We start from the raw sequence: 16,118 nt of genomic DNA, 5'->3' as shown, positions 1-16,118 counted from the left end.
GACGGCTCCTAAGGCAATTGGTGCGCGCATGACCGGCCGCGCAAATTCGATCGTCCCGAATTCGATCATTATTGTCGGCGGCGGCGCCAGCGGCGTCGTCCTTGCCGCGCATCTCCTGAAGTCGCCCAATCCCGATCTCCGCGTCACGCTTATCGAAAAGCGTCCGCATTTCGGACAGGGCATCGCCTATTCCACGCTGCTGTCGGCGCATGTGCTGAATGTCAGCGCGGCCGGCATGAGCGCCTATGCCGACGACCCCGGCAATTTCTGGCGCTGGCTGCTTGAACGCGGCCTGGCAACTCCAGAGCAGGCGCCGGTCTATGCGCCGCGCAGCGTCTATGCCCGCTATCTGAAGGAGCTGCTGGACGAGCTCGAGGCTCGCGAGACCGGGCGTCTTCGGCTGATCCGTCAGGAGAGCCGGTCGATCTCGCCGACTGCGTCCGGGGTCGAGGTGACGCTGGCCAACGGCACCAGCGTCGTCGCCCATCTTGCCGTGCTGGCGACCGGGCATGACGAGGAGCCGGGCGCCGGCCAGGGCCACGCGATCAGGATGGGATCAGAGGCCGACACCGCGCTGGACCCCGAAGCCCGAGTCCTGGTGCTGGGCACCGGCTTGAGCATGGTCGATACCTTCCTGTCGCTCGAACAGCGCGGCCATCGCGGTGAGATCGTGGCGGTGTCGCGGCGCGGCCTGCTGCCTTCGCCGCATCGCAAGGGCAATCCGATCAAGCTCGACGTCGCCGACATTCCGCTCGGCACCCAGCTTTCCTACTTTGTCGGCTGGTTCCGCGATCTGATCCGGGAAAACCAGAAGGCCGGCATCGACTGGCGCGACGTCGTCGACGGTCTCAGGCCGTTCAACCAGAAGATCTGGCAGAACTGGCCGTCTTCGGCCAAGCGCCGCTTCGTCGAGCACACCAAGGCGTGGTGGGATATCCACCGCCATCGCATGGCGCCGGAAGTCTATGGCCGCGTCACCGAGGCGGTTCAATCGGGCTGCATCCGGCTGGTCGCCGGGCGCGTCGTCGGAATCACCGCGGGTGACGATTTCAGCGTGCAGGTCCAGTCGCGCCACACGCAAAACATCGAGACGTTCGAAGTCGCCCGCATCTACGACTGCACCGGCATCGCCAGGGATATCTCTACCACCACGAACAGCGTGGTGCGATCGCTGGTCGATCGCGGGCTGGCGCGGCCGGACCCGCTGCGCCTTGGCCTCGACGTATCAGACAATTGCGAGGTCATCGCCAGCGACGGCACCGTATCGGCCAAGATTCTCGCGGTCGGGCCACTGACGCGCGGCACCTTCTTCGAGATCGACGCCATTCCGGATATTCGCGTCCAGTGCGCGCGGCTGGGCAAGCGGTTGCTGGGGTGAGGCAGAACCTGTTGATGCCGGAGGGGGGTGGGAAGGATCGCTGCAGGCAGAAGGCATTTGGGTTGGGACCACCGGCAGCGAAAGCCGGAATCCCATTCCCCGTCTGGCCAATGGATTGGCACGATCTATCTTCTTTCAGACTGCAAACGGCTGGAAAAGAAGATAGGCTGACAGCCTGCCCAAGGCGGTCGCTTGACCATGGAGCATCTGATATGAGCAAGCATAAGATCGCCGCACCCGACAGGTCCCCCTCGGGCAGTGCCCATTCGGACGAGGCCCCATCCTCAGACAGGGCAATGTCCCGCCTGCGTCCGCCCTATGCATCAGTTCTTGACCTGATCGGGCAGACGCCGGTCGTCGAGCTGACCAAATTCGACATCGGCAAGTGCCGGCTGTTCATCAAGCTTGAAAGCCAGAACCCCGGCGGCTCGATCAAGGACCGCATCGCGCTGTCGATGATTGCCGCCGCCGAAAAGCAGGGCAAGCTGAAGCGCGGCGGCACCATCGTCGAGGCGACCGCCGGCAACACCGGTCTTGGCCTCGCCCAGGTCGGCATCCCCAAGGGCTACCGCATCATTCTCGTCGTGCCCGACAAGATGTCGCGCGAAAAGATCCAGCATCTGCGCGCCCTCGGCGCCGAAGTCCGCATGACCCGTTCCGACGTCGGCAAGGGCCATGCGGAATATTACCAGGACATGGCCGAAAAGATCGCCGCCGAGCTGCCCGGCGCCTTCTATGCCAACCAGTTCGCCAACCCGGCCAATCCGCTCGCCCATGAAACCACGACCGGTCCGGAAATCTTTCAACAGCTCGATGGCGACGTCGATGCCGTGGTCGTCGGCGTCGGCTCCGGCGGCACGCTGACCGGGCTTGGCCGCTATTTCGCAAAGGTCTCGCCGAAGACCGAGATGATTCTCGCCGATCCGGTCGGCTCGGTGCTGGCGCCCTTGATCAAGACCGGCAAGATGATAGAGGCCGGAAGTTGGACCGTGGAAGGTATCGGCGAGGATTTCGTCCCGCCCAATGCCGATCTGTCTCTGGTCAAGAAGGCCTACTCCATCACCGACAAGCAGAGCATGCTGGCCGTGCGCGACCTGCTTTCGCGGGAAGGCATCCTCGCCGGCTCGTCGTCCGGCACGCTGCTTTCGACCGCGCTTCGCTATTGCCGCGAGCAGACCGTGCCGAAACGGGTCGTCACCTTCGTCTGCGACAGCGGCAACAAGTACCTGTCGAAAGTATTCGACGACTTCTGGCTGGCCGAGCAAGGGTTGGCCGAGCAGGAGCAGCATGGCGATCTGCGCGATCTGGTGATGCGCACGCTACGCACCGGCGACATCGTGTCTGTCGGCCCGGACGAAAGCCTGCTCAACGCCTATGGCCGCATGCGCCGTTCGGATGTCTCGCAACTGCCGGTGCTGGACGACGGCAAGCTGGTCGGCATCGTCGACGAAAGCGATATCCTCGCCCACGTCGAAGGCCCCTATGACAGCCGCTGGGACCGTTTTAAGGCCCCGGTCCGCACGGCGATGACCTCCAATTTGCACACGCTGCAGGCCAGCCAGACGCTGGACGCGCTACTGCCGGTGTTCGACCGCAACGAAGTCGCCATCGTCTTCGATGGCGACGAATTCATTGGCCTGATAACCCGCATCGACCTGATCAACCATCTGAGGCGCGCCCGATGACCATCAAAGCCACCGTATCGGGCAGGAATCGCCTGGCCTTCTCGACGCGCACGATCCATGGCGGCCAGAGCCACGACCCGACGACGGGTGCGGTGATGGTGCCGATCTATGCGACCTCGACCTATGGCCAGCAGAGCCCGGGCGTGCACAAGGGTTTTGAATATGCCCGCAGCCAGAACCCGACCCGCTTTGCCTTCGAGCGCGCCGTGGCCGACCTCGAAAGCGGCGCAGCCGCCTTCGCCTTCGCCTCGGGGCTGGCGGCGATCGCCACCATTTTCGAACTGCTCGATTCCGGCGCCCATGTCGTCGCCACCGACGACATCTATGGCGGCACCTTCCGGCTGCTCGAGCGGGTGCGCAAGCGCTCGGCCAACCTCCAGATCGACTTCGTCGACTTCACCGATCTGGCCGCGGTCGAGGCGGCGATCCGCCCGGAAACCAAAATGCTCTGGGTCGAGACGCCGACGAACCCGCTGCTGCGTGTCGTCGACCTCGAGGCGGTCGCCGCGCTGGCCAAGCGCAAGGGCGTAATCTCGGTTGCCGACAACACCTTCTGCAGCCCCTATCTGCAGCGGCCGCTGGAGGTCGGCATCGACATATCAGTCCATTCGACGACGAAATACCTCAACGGCCATTCCGACATGGTCGGCGGCGTCGCCGTGGTCGGCGACAACAAGGATCTGGCCGACCGGCTGAAATTCCTGCAGAACGCGATTGGCGCCATTTCCGGGCCGTTCGACAGCTTTCTCGCGCTGCGCGGCCTCAAGACGCTGGCGCTCAGGATGGAGCGCCATTCGTCGAACGGCCAGAAGATCGCGCACTGGCTGGAAAGCCGTCCCGACATCCGCCGCGTCATCTATCCCGGTCTCCCCAGCCACCCGCAGCACGCCATCGCCAGGCGGCAGATGCACGCCTTCGGCGGCATGATCACAGTCGAGCTCGACCGCGACCTCGCCGGCACAAAACGCTTCCTCGAACACACGCAACTGTTCACGCTGGCCGAAAGCCTCGGCGGCGTCGAAAGCCTGATCGAGCACCCGGCGCTGATGACACACGGCTCGATCCCGGCCGGGAAGCGGGCCGAGATCGGGATTTCCGATTCGCTGGTGCGGTTGTCGGCCGGGATCGAGGATGGTGACGATCTGATTGCGGATCTGGATCAGGCGCTGGCGAGCTGAGGGGCGTTCATGCGGTTAGTCCGTTGACCTGCGCCGCATTTCAAGCAACTGAACTTCGCCGGCGCCTGTCATTGATCGGGTTTATCACTGTCGGCGCCATTCGCTTTGCCTTGCCTGATTGTGCTGCCGGTCCGCGGCAAGCCGGCGCACTCGATTATCTTTTCCGACAACCAATCCAGGCCAATATCTGATGCCGATCTTACATGCCGCACGAGGGTGAACGTGAAGGGATCGACAGCGAGCGGCGGTTCAAGCACCGCAAGCCCGAATTGATTGGCGTATTTGGCGGCGAGTCTGGCCGGAACCGTTGACGAGAGATCGCTATTCGCGACAACGCCCATGGCGGTCATGAACATTGGAACGCTCGCGACGACCCGCCGCCGGAGCCGGCGCTTTTTCAAAGCCTGATCGACCATGCCATGAAAGCCGCCTCTGAATGAGACAAGCACGTGATCGAGTGCCAGGTAGTGGTCGAGCGATATCGGACCGTGCGCAACGGGATGGTCTTTCCTGACCACGACGACAAAGTCCTCATCGAAGACCGGCATCGCCTGGAATTCATCCGGCAAATCCCAGAAGCGCCCAATCGCCATCTCCATTTCGTTCGTGCGCAGGGCGTTCAGGCTTTCGGCTCCGACAGCGAATTGAAACGCGACCCGGCATCCAGGTGCTTCGGCGCGCAGCATCCCTATCAGCGGAGGGGCAATCACGGCGCCAACCAGGTCGTTGCCCGCGAGCCTGAAGGTGCGTGATGATGTTTCAGGTTCGAAATGCGTGGGAACGTCGAGCGCCGCGTGGGCAAGCCGAAGAATGATTTCAATCTGCGGAAGAAGCTGTGAGGCGCGAGGCGTCGGCTCCAGCCCGTTCGGACGCCTGATGAACAGGGGATCGTCGAACAGCTCCCGCAGCCGCGCGAGCGCATGGCTGACGGCGGACTGACTTACGCCCAGCGCTGCCGCGACAAGCGTGGTTTTCTGCAGCCGTACGAGATCGCGGAAGATTGCTAGCATGGTGAAGTCCAGCCGGCGCAGCTTCAGCTGATCGGTATTGGCTTTGCGCATCAACTGCATCTCCTCTTCGCCACGCGATCACCTGTTCCAGCGATATCAACTTCATTCATATCGCATATCTAGAGATTTCAGTTGATCAAATAATGGCAAATCCTATGATCGATGGCTAGACGCCGGTACTGCCATGGCCTGTGGAGCTTGGAAGGGAATTGCTGAACATGATGCGCACCCCAGTTGCGACAAAGCCCGGATCACTGGATCGAAGGCAGTTCCTGGGCATGGCCGGCGCGCTAGTCTTATCGGCGAACTTGACCGTGAAAGCGCAGGCCGCATCCCCGGACAAATTCGTGAATGCCTGGCTGCGCATCGATCCGGACGATCAAGTGACGATAGTGCTGTCCCAGTCGGAAATGGGACAGGGCATCCAAACCACCCTTCCCCTGGCGCTCGCGGACGAGCTCGGCGCCGACTGGTCGCGGGTAAGGCTGGAATGGTCCGATTTCGATCCCGCATACCGGCATCCGCAATATCAGTGGATGTTCACCGGCAACAGTGAATCGATCCCGACCTTCTTCCCGATCATGCGGACCGTCGGCGCTGCCGCGCGCGAGATGCTCGTCGAGGCAGCCGCGGCGCGTCTGGATGTTGCGGCCGCCAGTCTTCGCGTCGACAAGGGCCGCATCCACCATGATCCGACAGGCCGGATGCTGACCTTTGGCTCGGTTGCTGCGGACGCGGCGAGGCTTGAGGTCCCGAAAGATCCCCAGATCAAGCCGGCAAGCAGCTCGGACCTGATCGGCAAGCCGCAGCCGCGCGTCGACATACCCCCGAAGGTCGATGGATCAGCCATCTTCGGCATCGATGTGAAAGTGCCTGGCATGGTGGTGGCCGCCATCCGCCGGGCCCCTTCGCAAGGAGGATCGCTCGCGGCATTCGATGCAGCGGCGATCAAGGCCGAACGTGGCGTGCTTGCCGTCGTCGAAATTCCATCCGGCCTCGCCGTCGTTGCCAATGACTACTGGACGGCGAAGCAGGCTCTCGATCGGGCCAATCTTTCATTCACGCCTGGTCCGCTCGCCGGATATTCAACCGATGGCCAGAAGGCCGAATACGTCGCGCTGCTGAAATCCGCCCCGTTCGACACAATGGTCAAAGCGGGTGATACCTCTGCCGCTCTTGCGGCTGCGAACGACGTGCTGGAGGTCACATTCGAAATTCCCGCCCAGGCGCATGCGACAATGGAGCCGATGAACTGCACGGCCCATGTGACGCAGGACCGGTGCGAGTTATGGATTCCGACACAGGGCGTCGAGATCACCCATGCCGTCGCCAGGCAGGTGACGGGCCTCGCGGACGACCAGATCATTATCCATAGGACGTTGCTCGGTGGCGGCTTCGGCCGGCGGCTGCTCGCGGATTTCGCCAAGATCGCTATCATCGTTGCAAAGGCCGCTGGCCGCCCTGTCAAGGTCATCTGGAGCCGGGAAGAAGATTTTCGCTACGACGCCTACCGCCCGCCAATGCTTCATGCGGTGAAGGCGTCTCTCGGCAATGACGGCCTGCCGGTGGCCATGACGCATCGTGTCGTCTCGCCTTCCCACATGCTCTACATTTTCCCGCGCGGCGCCATCAAGGCAGAGGGCGACTGGGCGCGGCCGATCATGCCGCCGGCAGCCTATGACAGCATGGCGGTCGAAGGTCTGACAAAGACGCCTTATGCCATTCAAAACTACGCCGTCGAGCAGCATCGCGTCGACACGCCGATTGCCGTTTCCGTTTGGCGCACAACCGGCCACGGGCCGAACAACTTTGTCCTGGAAAGTGTTGTCGACGAATTGGCGCACCGCGCCAAGGACGACCCGCTTTCCTATCGGCTGACGCTTGCCGCTTCCGACCCTCGTGCGGTCGCGGTGCTGAAAGCTGTCGGCACATTGTGCGGCTGGTCGAATGCTCTGCCGGCCGGACGGTTCCGCGGCCTGGCGCTCGCCAATGCGTTCGGCGGCTATATCGCGCAAGTCGTCGAAATCTCCGTCAAGGACAGGGACATCAAGTGTCACCATGTCTGGAGCGCCGTCGATGTCGGCCAGACGCTCGACCCGGGCATTGCCACGTCCAACATCGAAGGCGGCGTGGTCTGGGGCCTTTCCGGACTGCGCACGGAAGTCACCTTCGCGGACGGTGAGATCCAGCAGACGAACTTCGACCAATTCGATCCGCTGCACCTGTCGGAAACCCCTGTCATCACGACACAATTCGTCGAGAGCGGCGGCAAGCCGACCGGCGTCGGCGAGATTGGTCCGGTGCCGACGCAGGCCGCTTTCGGCAATGCCGTGTTCGCCGCGACTGGCGAGCGCATCCGGACCCTGCCGATTTCGCGCAGCGGCTATCAGTTGGTCTGACGGGAGCCATACAATGACGAGATTTTCAGTCAATGGGAGTGCGGTCACGGTCGACGCCGATCCGGACATGCCGCTGCTATGGGCCTTGCGCGACCACCTCGGGCTGACCGGCACCAAATTCGGCTGCGGCATCGCTGCCTGCGGCGCCTGTACAGTGCACGTCGATGGCCAGCCAGTACGCTCCTGTTCCTTTTCGCTCGCTGACGCGGAAGACAAGCAGGTTACAACGATTGAGGGGCTATCGGACGATCGCGCGCATCCCTTGCAGCAGGCCTGGATTGCGGAACAGGTTCCACAATGCGGCTATTGTCAATCCGGCATGATCATGGCCGCCGCCGCGCTGCTTAAAGATAGGCCGCATCCAACCGATGACGACATCGATGCGGCAATCACCAATCTGTGCCGCTGCGGCACCTATGCCCGCATCCGCGCCGCGGTGCATCGCGCCGTGCGCGGTGCGTGATGATTGGCCGTCCGCTTCAGTCGCGAGCACTCGCCGGCGTGACGCTCGGCGTGATGGCAGCCTTGGCCTTCGTGCCGCCGCTGTGGCCGCAAACGAAGGGCGACAGCACGTCGTCGGCCGACGCCTTCGACACGATTGCCCGCGTCATGGCCAGCCCTCGCTGTCAGAATTGCCACACCCTGACGGACTTTCCGCGCCAGGGCGACGACCGGCATCGACACATGTTCCATGTAAAGCGTGGACCCGCGGATGACGGTGCGGCCGGCCTGCCCTGTTCCACCTGTCACGGACGATCGAACAACGCAGCCAGCGGCGTTCCCGGCGCCAACGACGAGTGGCGGCTCGCGCCCCTCACCATGGGTTGGGACGGCCTTTCCCAACATGAGCTTTGCGAACACCTGAAGGATCCACAACACAACGGAAACCGCAATGGCGGCCAGGTCATCGATCATCTCAGATCGGCCCTCGTCAGATGGGCCTGGTCGCCAGGCGTCGACCGGACCGGGAAGGCACGAACGACCCCGCCCGTCCCCTATGAGGAATTCACGAAGGATGCCGAAAGCTGGATGACGAGCGGAGCCGCATGTCCGAAATAGCCGAAGCTGAGGACTTGCCGGGTCGCGGCGCACCGAGCAAAGGCGGCACCGATCGAGGCCGCCGCCACTTCCTGCAATGTGTGGCCGCAGCCACGGTCGCGCAGGCCGGGTTTTGCGGATGTGGACTTCATCCGGCGCTCGCGGCCGGCGGCACCATCGCGGCGTCCGGCACGGGCCCTCTGGTCGATCCTGGCAAGGGCTACCTCGTCCAGCAGATTGGCGACGGGCTCTATTGGGTTACGGACGGTGCGTACAGCACAATGTTCATGGTCTCGTCGGCCGGGGTGGTTGCCTGCGATGCGCCACCCACGCTTGGGGAGAATTACTTCAAGGCCATTGCTGAAGTCACAGACAAGCCGGTGACGCATCTGGTCTACAGTCACGAACATGTCGACCATATTGCCGGTGCGCATCTGTTCGCAAAGGACGTCACGATCGTCGCCAACGCCCGGACGGCCGAACTGCTCGCTTCGCGGAAAGACCCGCGACGTCCGGCCCCAACCGTAACCTTCGACACGGCCTACACGCTCGAACAGGGAAACCAGCGCCTCGAACTGGCGTATGGGGGCATCAACCATTCGATCGACAACATCTTTATCTTCGCGCCTCGCCAAAAGACCCTCATGTTCATCGACGTCGTCTATCCCGGCTGGATGCCCTATAAGAATCTCGGCATTGCCATCGACATTCCGGGCTTTGTCGAGGCGCATCGCAAAGTTCTTGCCTACGATTTCGAAACGCTTGTCGCCGGCCACATCGACCGTCCCGGCAACCGCCAGGATGTCGAGACGCAGGCCGAACTGGTAAAGGACCTCGTCAACGCGGCGGAACTGGCCTATGCGAGCCTATCTTTCCCCGCCTTCCTAACGCAGCATCCGCCGAGGCTCGCCGGAAGAACGGCCTGGGACCTCCATCAGGATTATGAGCAGATCCTGGTCTCCCAGATGCATGATGGGCTTCTGCCGAAATGGCGCGACAGGCTCGCCGGGACCGAAACCTACCTGCGCGACAATTGCTGGGCGATGCTCGAAGCTTTCGTCGTCCAGGGAAAGCCTGATATCTCGGGGCTGTAGCGCATTACCGCTCGTGGGCTCGATATCCGCGCATCGACGCCTTGCTTTTGCAACGAGCCTTGCGGATCAGCACCGACTACCAGTTGACCTGACGCGCGTCCGGCAGAATTGTGCTTCGTGCAATTGTCGACGAGCACCGCTGCCCCATGAACCCGCGCGACCCACCAAAGCCTACAGACGCCCCGCTGACCTTCGCGGTGCTGGTCTTCCCCGGTTTTCCGATGATGGCGTTCAGTTCGGTCATCGAGCCGCTGCGTGCGGCCAACGTCCTGGCCAAGCGGGACTGCTATCGCTGGATCATCGTCGGCGCCGCCGAGGGGCCGGTCGAGGCCTCGAACATACGCAACTGTTCACCCTGGCCGAAAGCCTCGGCGGCGTCGAAAGCCTGATCGAGCACCCGGCGCTGATGACACACGGCTCGATCCCGGCGAAAAAGCGGGCTGAGATTGGGATTTCCGATTCGCTGGTGCGGTTGTCGGCCGGAATCGAGGATGGCGACGATCTGATTGCGGATTTGGATCAGGCGCTGGCGGGTTGAGGGGGTCCGTGCCCTGTTGGATAGGGGCGTCAGTTTGAAATTTCCCGGCTGACCGGCGCATCCAACTGTGAATTGACAAAGGCGACGTACCCTCGCTTTGCTATCGGGCAACCTGGGAGGGAAAGTCATGGCTTACTCGTATCGTTGCAGGAACTATCCGGGAAACGAGGCCTGTCCAGCGACGTTCACGGCAGAGACCGAGGCGGAAGTGATGAAGCATGTCGAACTTCACGGCGCGATCGCTCATGGGGAAGACCCGAAGCAATGGTCGCCGGAAGACCGTGAACAGGTCAAGAAGCTAATTGTAGCTACCTAAACCTGCTGTTTGTATGGGACGCGCAGAGCGCCCGCCACTATCTCCAATGCTTCGGCAAGCATTTAGGAGTTCGGCCCGATAGGCGACAACGCCTAGGCGCGGTGACAATTTCAAACTGACCCACCACCGCCCGTTGACCTGAGTGGCATCCGGCGGAATTGTGGTCTTTCCTGCAATTGCCGACAGGCACGATTGAAGCATGACCATTCGCGAGCGCCACCAACCACCGGCAACCGAAGGCCCCCTCACCTTCGCGGTGCTGGTCTTCTCCGGCTTTCCGATGATGGCGTTCAGTTCGGTCATTGAGCCGCTGCGCGCGGCCAACGTGCTGGCGAAGCGGGACTGCTACCGCTGGATCATCGTCGGCGCCGCCAAGGGACCGGTCGAGGCCTCGAACGGCGTCGTTATCCAGCCCGGCTTTTTTGCCGGCGATGCGCCGAAGGTCGACTGCATCGTCGTCTGTTCGGGCGGTGATGCCGATCATCTTGTCGCCGACGATGCCGTGAGCTGGATACGCAGGAGCCTGCGCGGCGGCGCCCATATCGGCGCGGTGGCGGACGCCGCCTTCTTCCTGGCGCGGGCCGGCCTGCTCGACGGCCATGCCTGCACCTTGCACTGGACAAGCCAGGCCGCCTTCACCGAAGCATTTCCCGATATCGAGCTGAGGCGCGATCTCTACGTCATCGACCGCAAGCGCTTCACTTCGGCCGGCGGCGTCGGCAGCCTCGACATGATGCTGGAGATCATCACCAACGATTTTGGCGCCGAACTCGCGGCCGGCGTCGCCGAGTGGTTCGTGCACAGCCCGCTGCGCTCCAGTGTCGACCGCAAGCTGATGCCGCTGCGGTTACGCACCGGCGTCCAGAACGAGCTGGTGCTGTCGGCCATCGCCATCATGGAGGATGCGGTCGAGGAGCGGCTCGGCATGGCGGATCTGGCGGAAAAGCTCGGCGTCTCCTCCGACAAGCTCGAACGAAACTTCCGCTCCGAGCTCAGCATCTCGCCCAACGGCTATTACCGCCGCCTGCGGCTGAAGCGCGCCGCCGATCTCCTGGCGCATTCGACGCTGATGGTGCGCGACGTGGCGCTCGCCTGCGGTTTTGCTTCGATGTCGAGCTTTGCGCGGGCGTTCAGGGAGGAGCATGGCCACGCGCCGAAGGTGGCGCGCAGGCATTAGTTGCGGCCAGCGCCCGACACGGGAGGACGTTGACCTTCCGCCCGTGCCACGCCATGCCTGCGACCTCCCGCGACGCTAATGCGTGTCCGCAAAAGTGCGCCGCGGTTTTGCGATAGAGACATGCATAAAAACAAGAACTTAAAGCGCGTCGCATCAAATCCGTTCAAACGCGACGCGCTTCAGGTGTCAGCTCGGCCTGATGTTCTGGTTGACCCGGAAGAAATTGGTCGGGTCGTATTTGCCTTTCAGGGAAACAAGGCGGTCGTAATTATCGCCATAGGTGGCCTTAAGCCGGCTTTTGTCCTCGTCATCCATCATGAAGTTCACATATCCGCCCCTGTCCGAATAGGGGTGGATGGCTTCCCAATAGCCCTTGGTCCAGCGCGTGATCTCACCTGCCTTTTGCGGGTTGGCATCGATGCCGGCAATGACCATCGACCATGTCGCGTCACGGGTGTTCCAGGCTGTGTCGTTCCTGCCCGCACGCCGCACCGCACCGTCGATCGGATAGAGGTGCATGAGCGAGAGCGCGCTCGGCAGCTTCCTCGCCTGCGCGATATGGACGTCGATCGCCTCGTCCGTCAGTTCCTTGACGAAGTCACCGCGCCAATACCATTGCAGGCCCTTTGGGAAAAATGGGTCGAACATCGACTGCAATGCCGGGAATGGCATGGCGCCCATCCAGTTGAAGAGCGGCGCCGGCAGCCGGCCAAGCAACTCGCCCATGAGCGCCTCGCCCTTTTCCGCGGGTCCATTGTAGCAGGAGATGATGGCGCAGGCGCGTTTGCCCTGGTGTTCCGCTGGGAAAGGGTCCACCGGCGGAACGGTTTTCAGTCCGACGAAACTCCCGAGTTCCTCCGGCGCATCGGGCAGGAAATCCCGGTAGGCGCGCATGACGGGCGCGGCATCTTCGAGATCCCAGAAGATCGGACCGGCATAAACCATGCTCACGGGATGAGCCTGGAACAGGAAGCTCGTCACAATGCCGAAATTGCCGCCGCCGCCGCGCAGGGCCCAGTAAAGGTCAGCGTTCTCGGTCGCATTGGCGGTGATGATGCTGCCGTCGGCGAGCACGACATCGGCTTCGAGCAAATTGTCGATGGTCAGGCCATGTTTGCGGGTCAGGTAGCCCGTGCCGCCGCCCAATGTAAGGCCGGCTATCCCGGTGGTGGAAACGATGCCGGCGGGCACCGCCAGCCCGTAGACATGTGTCGCGTGGTCGACATCGCCCTGGGTGCAACCCGGGCCAACGCGAACGGTGCGCTCAGCCGGATCGACACGCACGCCCTTCATCATCGACATGTCGATCATCAGGCCGTCGTCGACGCTGCCGAGACCGGGTCCGTTGTGACCCCCGCCGCGGATGGCGACACGGAGATCGTTCTCGCGCGCGAATTTTACCGCCGTGGCAACGTCGGCGGCGTCCACGCACCGCGCGATCAACTGTGGATATTTGTCGATCATGCCGTTGTAGAGGCTCCGCACCTCATTATAGTCGGGGTCTTTTCGGCCTATGACTGGACCGCGCATGGTCCCGGCAAAGGCTTCGGTGGCTGTATCCTGCATGATTTCCTCCCTGAAGTGACAGTTTTCTGTTCAAATCATTGATTATCCCCACCCACTATTTGCAGCGGCGAACATGCTGCTGTTCCCGATCCATCGAATTGCACCAAGCAACCGGAATTCACGCCGAGGCTGCCTGTACAATTCAGGTGCCGCGCCCGACGCGATGTTTGAAGTCAGTCAGTTTTCGTTCGGAGGTTTTTGCGGCATGGCGCCGGCAAACAAAGAATACTCCTCCCCCGACTTCCGAGCAATCTGTTCCTGCGCTCGCCATGATGCTGCCTGCTTGCCGCCAGGTTAGATGAGATCCCAAGCAGCTGCGGTATTCTGCACGACATTTGCGGCATCCCGCACAAGCCTTTCCCGACGCGCGGCTATGTTCAGGGCTTGTTTATGCATGTCGTGATCCCAAACCGCTGCGCATCCGCGGGTCGAGCCCAGGGCAGGCTTTTGGGCGACATGCTTCCAGGAGGCGCCCATGAGCATCGTCGTTTTTGACCCCGACAGCACCGAGGACGTGGATTTCAAAGACCGCATGCGCCACCCGGCGGCGTCCGATCCGGCAGGCGGCATGTGGCTGTCAGACACCGAGCCGTCCTTCATCGATGCGGACGCGCTGCGCAAGGGGCGGCTAGCCAAGCTGCGCGCCTGGATGCGCGAGGCCGGTTATGGCGCCGTCGTGCTATTCGATCCCTACAACCAGCGCTATGCCACCGGCTCGCGCAACATGTTCGGCTATTTTCTGCGCAACTCGACACGCTATTTCTTCATCCCCACCGAAGGGCCGATCGTGCTGTTCGAGTATCCGCAGAGCTACCATGTCTCGATGGTGCTCGACACGATCGACGAGGCGCGTTCGTCCAAGCTGGTCTGGTCTTCCGTTTCGGGCCGCGACGACGAAACCGCGGGTCCCTTCGCCGACGAGATCGCCGAACTGCTCAAGGCGCATGGCGGCGGCTCGATGAAGCTCGGCCTCGACCGCTGCGGCCATCTGCAGGCGCTGGCGCTGGAAAAGCGCGGCTGCGAGGTCCGGGATTGCCAAGGTGAAATCTTGGCCGTGCGGGCAGTGAAGACGCCGGAGGAAATAAAATGCCTGCAGGTGTCGATGGCCGGCGCCGAGGCCGCCGTCTATGCGGTGCGCGAGTCAATCAAGCCCGGCGTTTCCGAAAACGATCTGTTCGCCATCATGTATCACGAGGTGATCCGGCAAGGCGGCGAGTTCATCGAAACCCGCCTGCTGACCTCGGGCCAGCGCACCAACCCATGGTTCAACGAGGCCAGCGGCCGCAAGATCAGGCCGGGCGAACTTTTGGCGCTGGATACCGATACGATCGGCTGCTACGGCTATTATTCGGACTTCTCGCGCACGTTCCGCTGCGGGCCGGGCAAGCCGACGGATTATCAGAAGTCGCTCTACCGCATGGCCCACGATCAGGTTCAGCACAACATCTCGATCGTCAGGCCGGGCATGGCGTTTCGCGAGATTGCCGAAAAGGCCTGGAATATCCCGGATCGCTTCGTCGACCAGCGCTATACGTCTGTCATGCACGGCGTCGGCATGCATGGCGAGACGCCGTTCATCGCGCACGCCATGGACTACGAGACCTATGGCCGCGACGGTTTTGTCGTACCCGGCATGGTGGTGAGCGTCGAAAGCTATATTGGCGAGAAAGGCGGACGCGAGGGTGTCAAGCTCGAGGACGAGATCCTGGTCACCGAGACCGGCACCGAACTTCTGTCGCGCTTTCCCTATGAGGACGATTTTCTGGAGAAACAGGTTTGATCCCAGCATCCACCACTGGTCGCGGTGCGGTATCGCAAATCTTCGGGACTAACCGCAGCGCTCATGCTTTCGTCATCCTAGGGCGGAGCAAGGAGCGCAGCGACGCGGCGCAGACCCTAGGATCCATGCCGTTACATCTAGGCTTCGAGACGGTGCAGAACTCTGTTCCGCTGCATTCTTCACTAGAGGTAACGGCATGGATTCCAGGGTCTTCGCGACGCCGCTTCGCGGCTGATTCGCCCTGGAATGACGAAGTTCAGGTATCCGAATGAAGAGCCCGGTCTCGATCAAACGCGGCACGGTGGCCGCGGTGTTCGTCGACCTCCAGGAGGAGCATCGGCAGGACAAGCGTTATCTGGTCGAGGGTTTTGCCGACATTCTGGCCAACGTCCAGCGCCTGCAGGCGGCGGCGCGGGTCAACGATGTGCTGCTCTACCATTCGGCCTATATCGTCGATCTCACCAGGGAGGCGCGGCGGTTCCATCCGGTCGATGCGAATGGCAGGTCGGCCTTCTCCGACAAGGACGATCCGCTGACGGCGATCTGTCCGGAAGTGGCGCCGGTCGCCGGCGAGATGATGCTGGTCAAGACCGAGGCCAGCGCCTTCGGTGCAGGCCCCGCCGCGGGGCGGCTCAAGGCCGAAGGGATCGAGTGGCTGGTCGTTGCCGGCGTGTGGACCGAGGCCTGCATCGACGCCACCGTTAGGGATGCGGTGTCATCAGGCTTTCGGGTGCTGCTGGTCAAGGATGCCTGCGGCAGCGGCAGCACGGCAATGCACCAGACCGCAATCCTCAACCTTGCCAACCGGCTCTATGGCGGCGCCGTGACCACCACCGACGGCGCCTGCCGGCTGATGGCAGGCGAGACGGTCGATGCATGGCAGGTCCAAGGTTCCGTGCCTTTGCGCTTCACCTATGAAAATGCGGCCCGGCTCTACGACGAGCTCTGATGCTTCCAGG

At 62.5% G+C, this 16,118-nt stretch carries 13 protein-coding genes and 2 pseudogenes; 13 read left to right on the top strand and 2 right to left on the bottom strand.

What is annotated here, in order from left to right; translation table 11 throughout:
• Positions 1-28 precede the first annotated feature (28 nt).
• From AC0NIE_RS04815 to AC0NIE_RS04805, 3 genes are all read left to right on the top strand, one after another.
• Positions 29-1,378: an FAD/NAD(P)-binding protein gene (locus AC0NIE_RS04815; RefSeq protein ID WP_473485790.1), complete on the top strand. Its 1,350-nt coding sequence runs from the start codon at positions 29-31 to the stop codon at positions 1,376-1,378.
• 212 nt (positions 1,379-1,590) lie between these two features.
• Complete coding sequence (locus AC0NIE_RS04810) at positions 1,591-3,063, top strand: pyridoxal-phosphate dependent enzyme (protein WP_473485789.1); 1,473 nt, start codon at positions 1,591-1,593, stop codon at positions 3,061-3,063.
• Complete coding sequence (locus tag AC0NIE_RS04805; protein ID WP_473485788.1) at positions 3,060-4,241, top strand: cystathionine gamma-synthase; 1,182 nt, start codon at positions 3,060-3,062, stop codon at positions 4,239-4,241. Before AC0NIE_RS04810 ends, AC0NIE_RS04805 begins: the two co-directional genes overlap by 4 nt.
• Before the next feature lie 68 nt (positions 4,242-4,309).
• On the opposite strand, the gene AC0NIE_RS04800 is transcribed toward AC0NIE_RS04805, so the two are convergent.
• On the bottom strand, positions 4,310-5,302 hold the full coding sequence (locus AC0NIE_RS04800; RefSeq protein ID WP_473485826.1) for a LysR family transcriptional regulator: 993 nt from the start codon (positions 5,300-5,302) through the stop codon (positions 4,310-4,312).
• Positions 5,303-5,469: 167 nt separating this feature from the next.
• Between AC0NIE_RS04800 and AC0NIE_RS04795 the strand changes: the two genes are divergently transcribed.
• From AC0NIE_RS04795 to AC0NIE_RS04760, 8 genes and pseudogenes are all read left to right on the top strand, one after another.
• Positions 5,470-7,650 (top strand): xanthine dehydrogenase family protein molybdopterin-binding subunit, encoded by a 2,181-nt coding sequence (locus AC0NIE_RS04795; RefSeq protein WP_473485787.1) that lies wholly within the window; start codon positions 5,470-5,472, stop codon positions 7,648-7,650.
• A 13-nt stretch (positions 7,651-7,663) separates the two neighbouring features.
• Positions 7,664-8,113 (top strand): (2Fe-2S)-binding protein, encoded by a 450-nt coding sequence (locus AC0NIE_RS04790; RefSeq protein WP_473485786.1) that lies wholly within the window; start codon positions 7,664-7,666, stop codon positions 8,111-8,113.
• A complete protein-coding gene (locus tag AC0NIE_RS04785; protein WP_473613629.1) occupies positions 8,113-8,709 on the top strand; it encodes a hypothetical protein in 597 nt (198 codons plus the stop codon). Before AC0NIE_RS04790 ends, AC0NIE_RS04785 begins: the two co-directional genes overlap by 1 nt.
• Positions 8,697-9,782 carry an MBL fold metallo-hydrolase gene (locus AC0NIE_RS04780; RefSeq protein WP_473485784.1) on the top strand — a complete coding sequence of 362 codons (1,086 nt, stop codon included), beginning with the start codon at positions 8,697-8,699 and terminating at the stop codon, positions 9,780-9,782. The genes AC0NIE_RS04785 and AC0NIE_RS04780 overlap by 13 nt, the downstream gene beginning before the upstream one ends.
• A gap of 146 nt (positions 9,783-9,928) precedes the next feature.
• Positions 9,929-10,120 (top strand): annotated as a pseudogene (locus AC0NIE_RS04775) (GlxA family transcriptional regulator); the annotation flags it as partial.
• A pseudogene (locus AC0NIE_RS04770) lies at positions 10,105-10,320 on the top strand (PLP-dependent transferase); the annotation flags it as partial. The pseudogenes AC0NIE_RS04775 and AC0NIE_RS04770, both read left to right, overlap by 16 nt.
• Positions 10,321-10,447: 127 nt before the next feature.
• Positions 10,448-10,636, top strand: coding sequence for a DUF1059 domain-containing protein (locus AC0NIE_RS04765; protein ID WP_127211681.1), 189 nt, complete (start codon positions 10,448-10,450; stop codon positions 10,634-10,636).
• A 199-nt stretch (positions 10,637-10,835) separates the two neighbouring features.
• Entirely contained in the window at positions 10,836-11,813 is a 978-nt protein-coding gene (locus AC0NIE_RS04760; protein ID WP_473485783.1) for a GlxA family transcriptional regulator, read from the top strand.
• A gap of 186 nt (positions 11,814-11,999) precedes the next feature.
• Here AC0NIE_RS04760 and AC0NIE_RS04755 read toward each other — a convergent pair whose 3' ends face one another.
• A complete protein-coding gene (locus tag AC0NIE_RS04755; protein WP_473485782.1) occupies positions 12,000-13,379 on the bottom strand; it encodes an FAD-binding oxidoreductase in 1,380 nt (459 codons plus the stop codon).
• Between the two features lie 475 nt (positions 13,380-13,854).
• Between AC0NIE_RS04755 and AC0NIE_RS04750 the strand changes: the two genes are divergently transcribed.
• A complete protein-coding gene (locus AC0NIE_RS04750) occupies positions 13,855-15,159 on the top strand; it encodes a M24 family metallopeptidase (RefSeq protein ID WP_473485781.1) in 1,305 nt (434 codons plus the stop codon).
• 268 nt (positions 15,160-15,427) lie between these two features.
• Positions 15,428-16,108: an isochorismatase family protein gene (locus AC0NIE_RS04745; RefSeq protein WP_473485780.1), complete on the top strand. Its 681-nt coding sequence runs from the start codon at positions 15,428-15,430 to the stop codon at positions 16,106-16,108.
• Positions 16,109-16,118: the final 10 nt, after the last annotated feature.

The organism is Mesorhizobium sp. WSM4842, from assembly GCF_055901575.1.
The sequence above is the reverse complement of the archived record's forward strand: the minus strand, read 5'-3'. Positions and strand labels throughout refer to the sequence as shown.

Excerpts from the sequence above, each read along its gene's own strand:
- AC0NIE_RS04815 (WP_473485790.1), top strand. The coding sequence starts at position 29 with ATGACCGGCCGCGCAAATTCGATCGTCCCGAATTCGATCATTATTGTC.
- AC0NIE_RS04810 (WP_473485789.1), top strand. The coding sequence starts at position 1,591 with ATGAGCAAGCATAAGATCGCCGCACCCGACAGGTCCCCCTCGGGCAGT.
- AC0NIE_RS04805 (WP_473485788.1), top strand. The coding sequence starts at position 3,060 with ATGACCATCAAAGCCACCGTATCGGGCAGGAATCGCCTGGCCTTCTCG.
- AC0NIE_RS04800 (WP_473485826.1), bottom strand. The coding sequence starts at position 5,302 with ATGCGCAAAGCCAATACCGATCAGCTGAAGCTGCGCCGGCTGGACTTC.
- AC0NIE_RS04795 (WP_473485787.1), top strand. The coding sequence starts at position 5,470 with ATGATGCGCACCCCAGTTGCGACAAAGCCCGGATCACTGGATCGAAGG.
- AC0NIE_RS04790 (WP_473485786.1), top strand. The coding sequence starts at position 7,664 with ATGACGAGATTTTCAGTCAATGGGAGTGCGGTCACGGTCGACGCCGAT.
- AC0NIE_RS04785 (WP_473613629.1), top strand. The coding sequence starts at position 8,113 with ATGATTGGCCGTCCGCTTCAGTCGCGAGCACTCGCCGGCGTGACGCTC.
- AC0NIE_RS04780 (WP_473485784.1), top strand. The coding sequence starts at position 8,697 with ATGTCCGAAATAGCCGAAGCTGAGGACTTGCCGGGTCGCGGCGCACCG.
- AC0NIE_RS04765 (WP_127211681.1), top strand. The coding sequence starts at position 10,448 with ATGGCTTACTCGTATCGTTGCAGGAACTATCCGGGAAACGAGGCCTGT.
- AC0NIE_RS04760 (WP_473485783.1), top strand. The coding sequence starts at position 10,836 with ATGACCATTCGCGAGCGCCACCAACCACCGGCAACCGAAGGCCCCCTC.
- AC0NIE_RS04755 (WP_473485782.1), bottom strand. The coding sequence starts at position 13,379 with ATGCAGGATACAGCCACCGAAGCCTTTGCCGGGACCATGCGCGGTCCA.
- AC0NIE_RS04750 (WP_473485781.1), top strand. The coding sequence starts at position 13,855 with ATGAGCATCGTCGTTTTTGACCCCGACAGCACCGAGGACGTGGATTTC.
- AC0NIE_RS04745 (WP_473485780.1), top strand. The coding sequence starts at position 15,428 with ATGAAGAGCCCGGTCTCGATCAAACGCGGCACGGTGGCCGCGGTGTTC.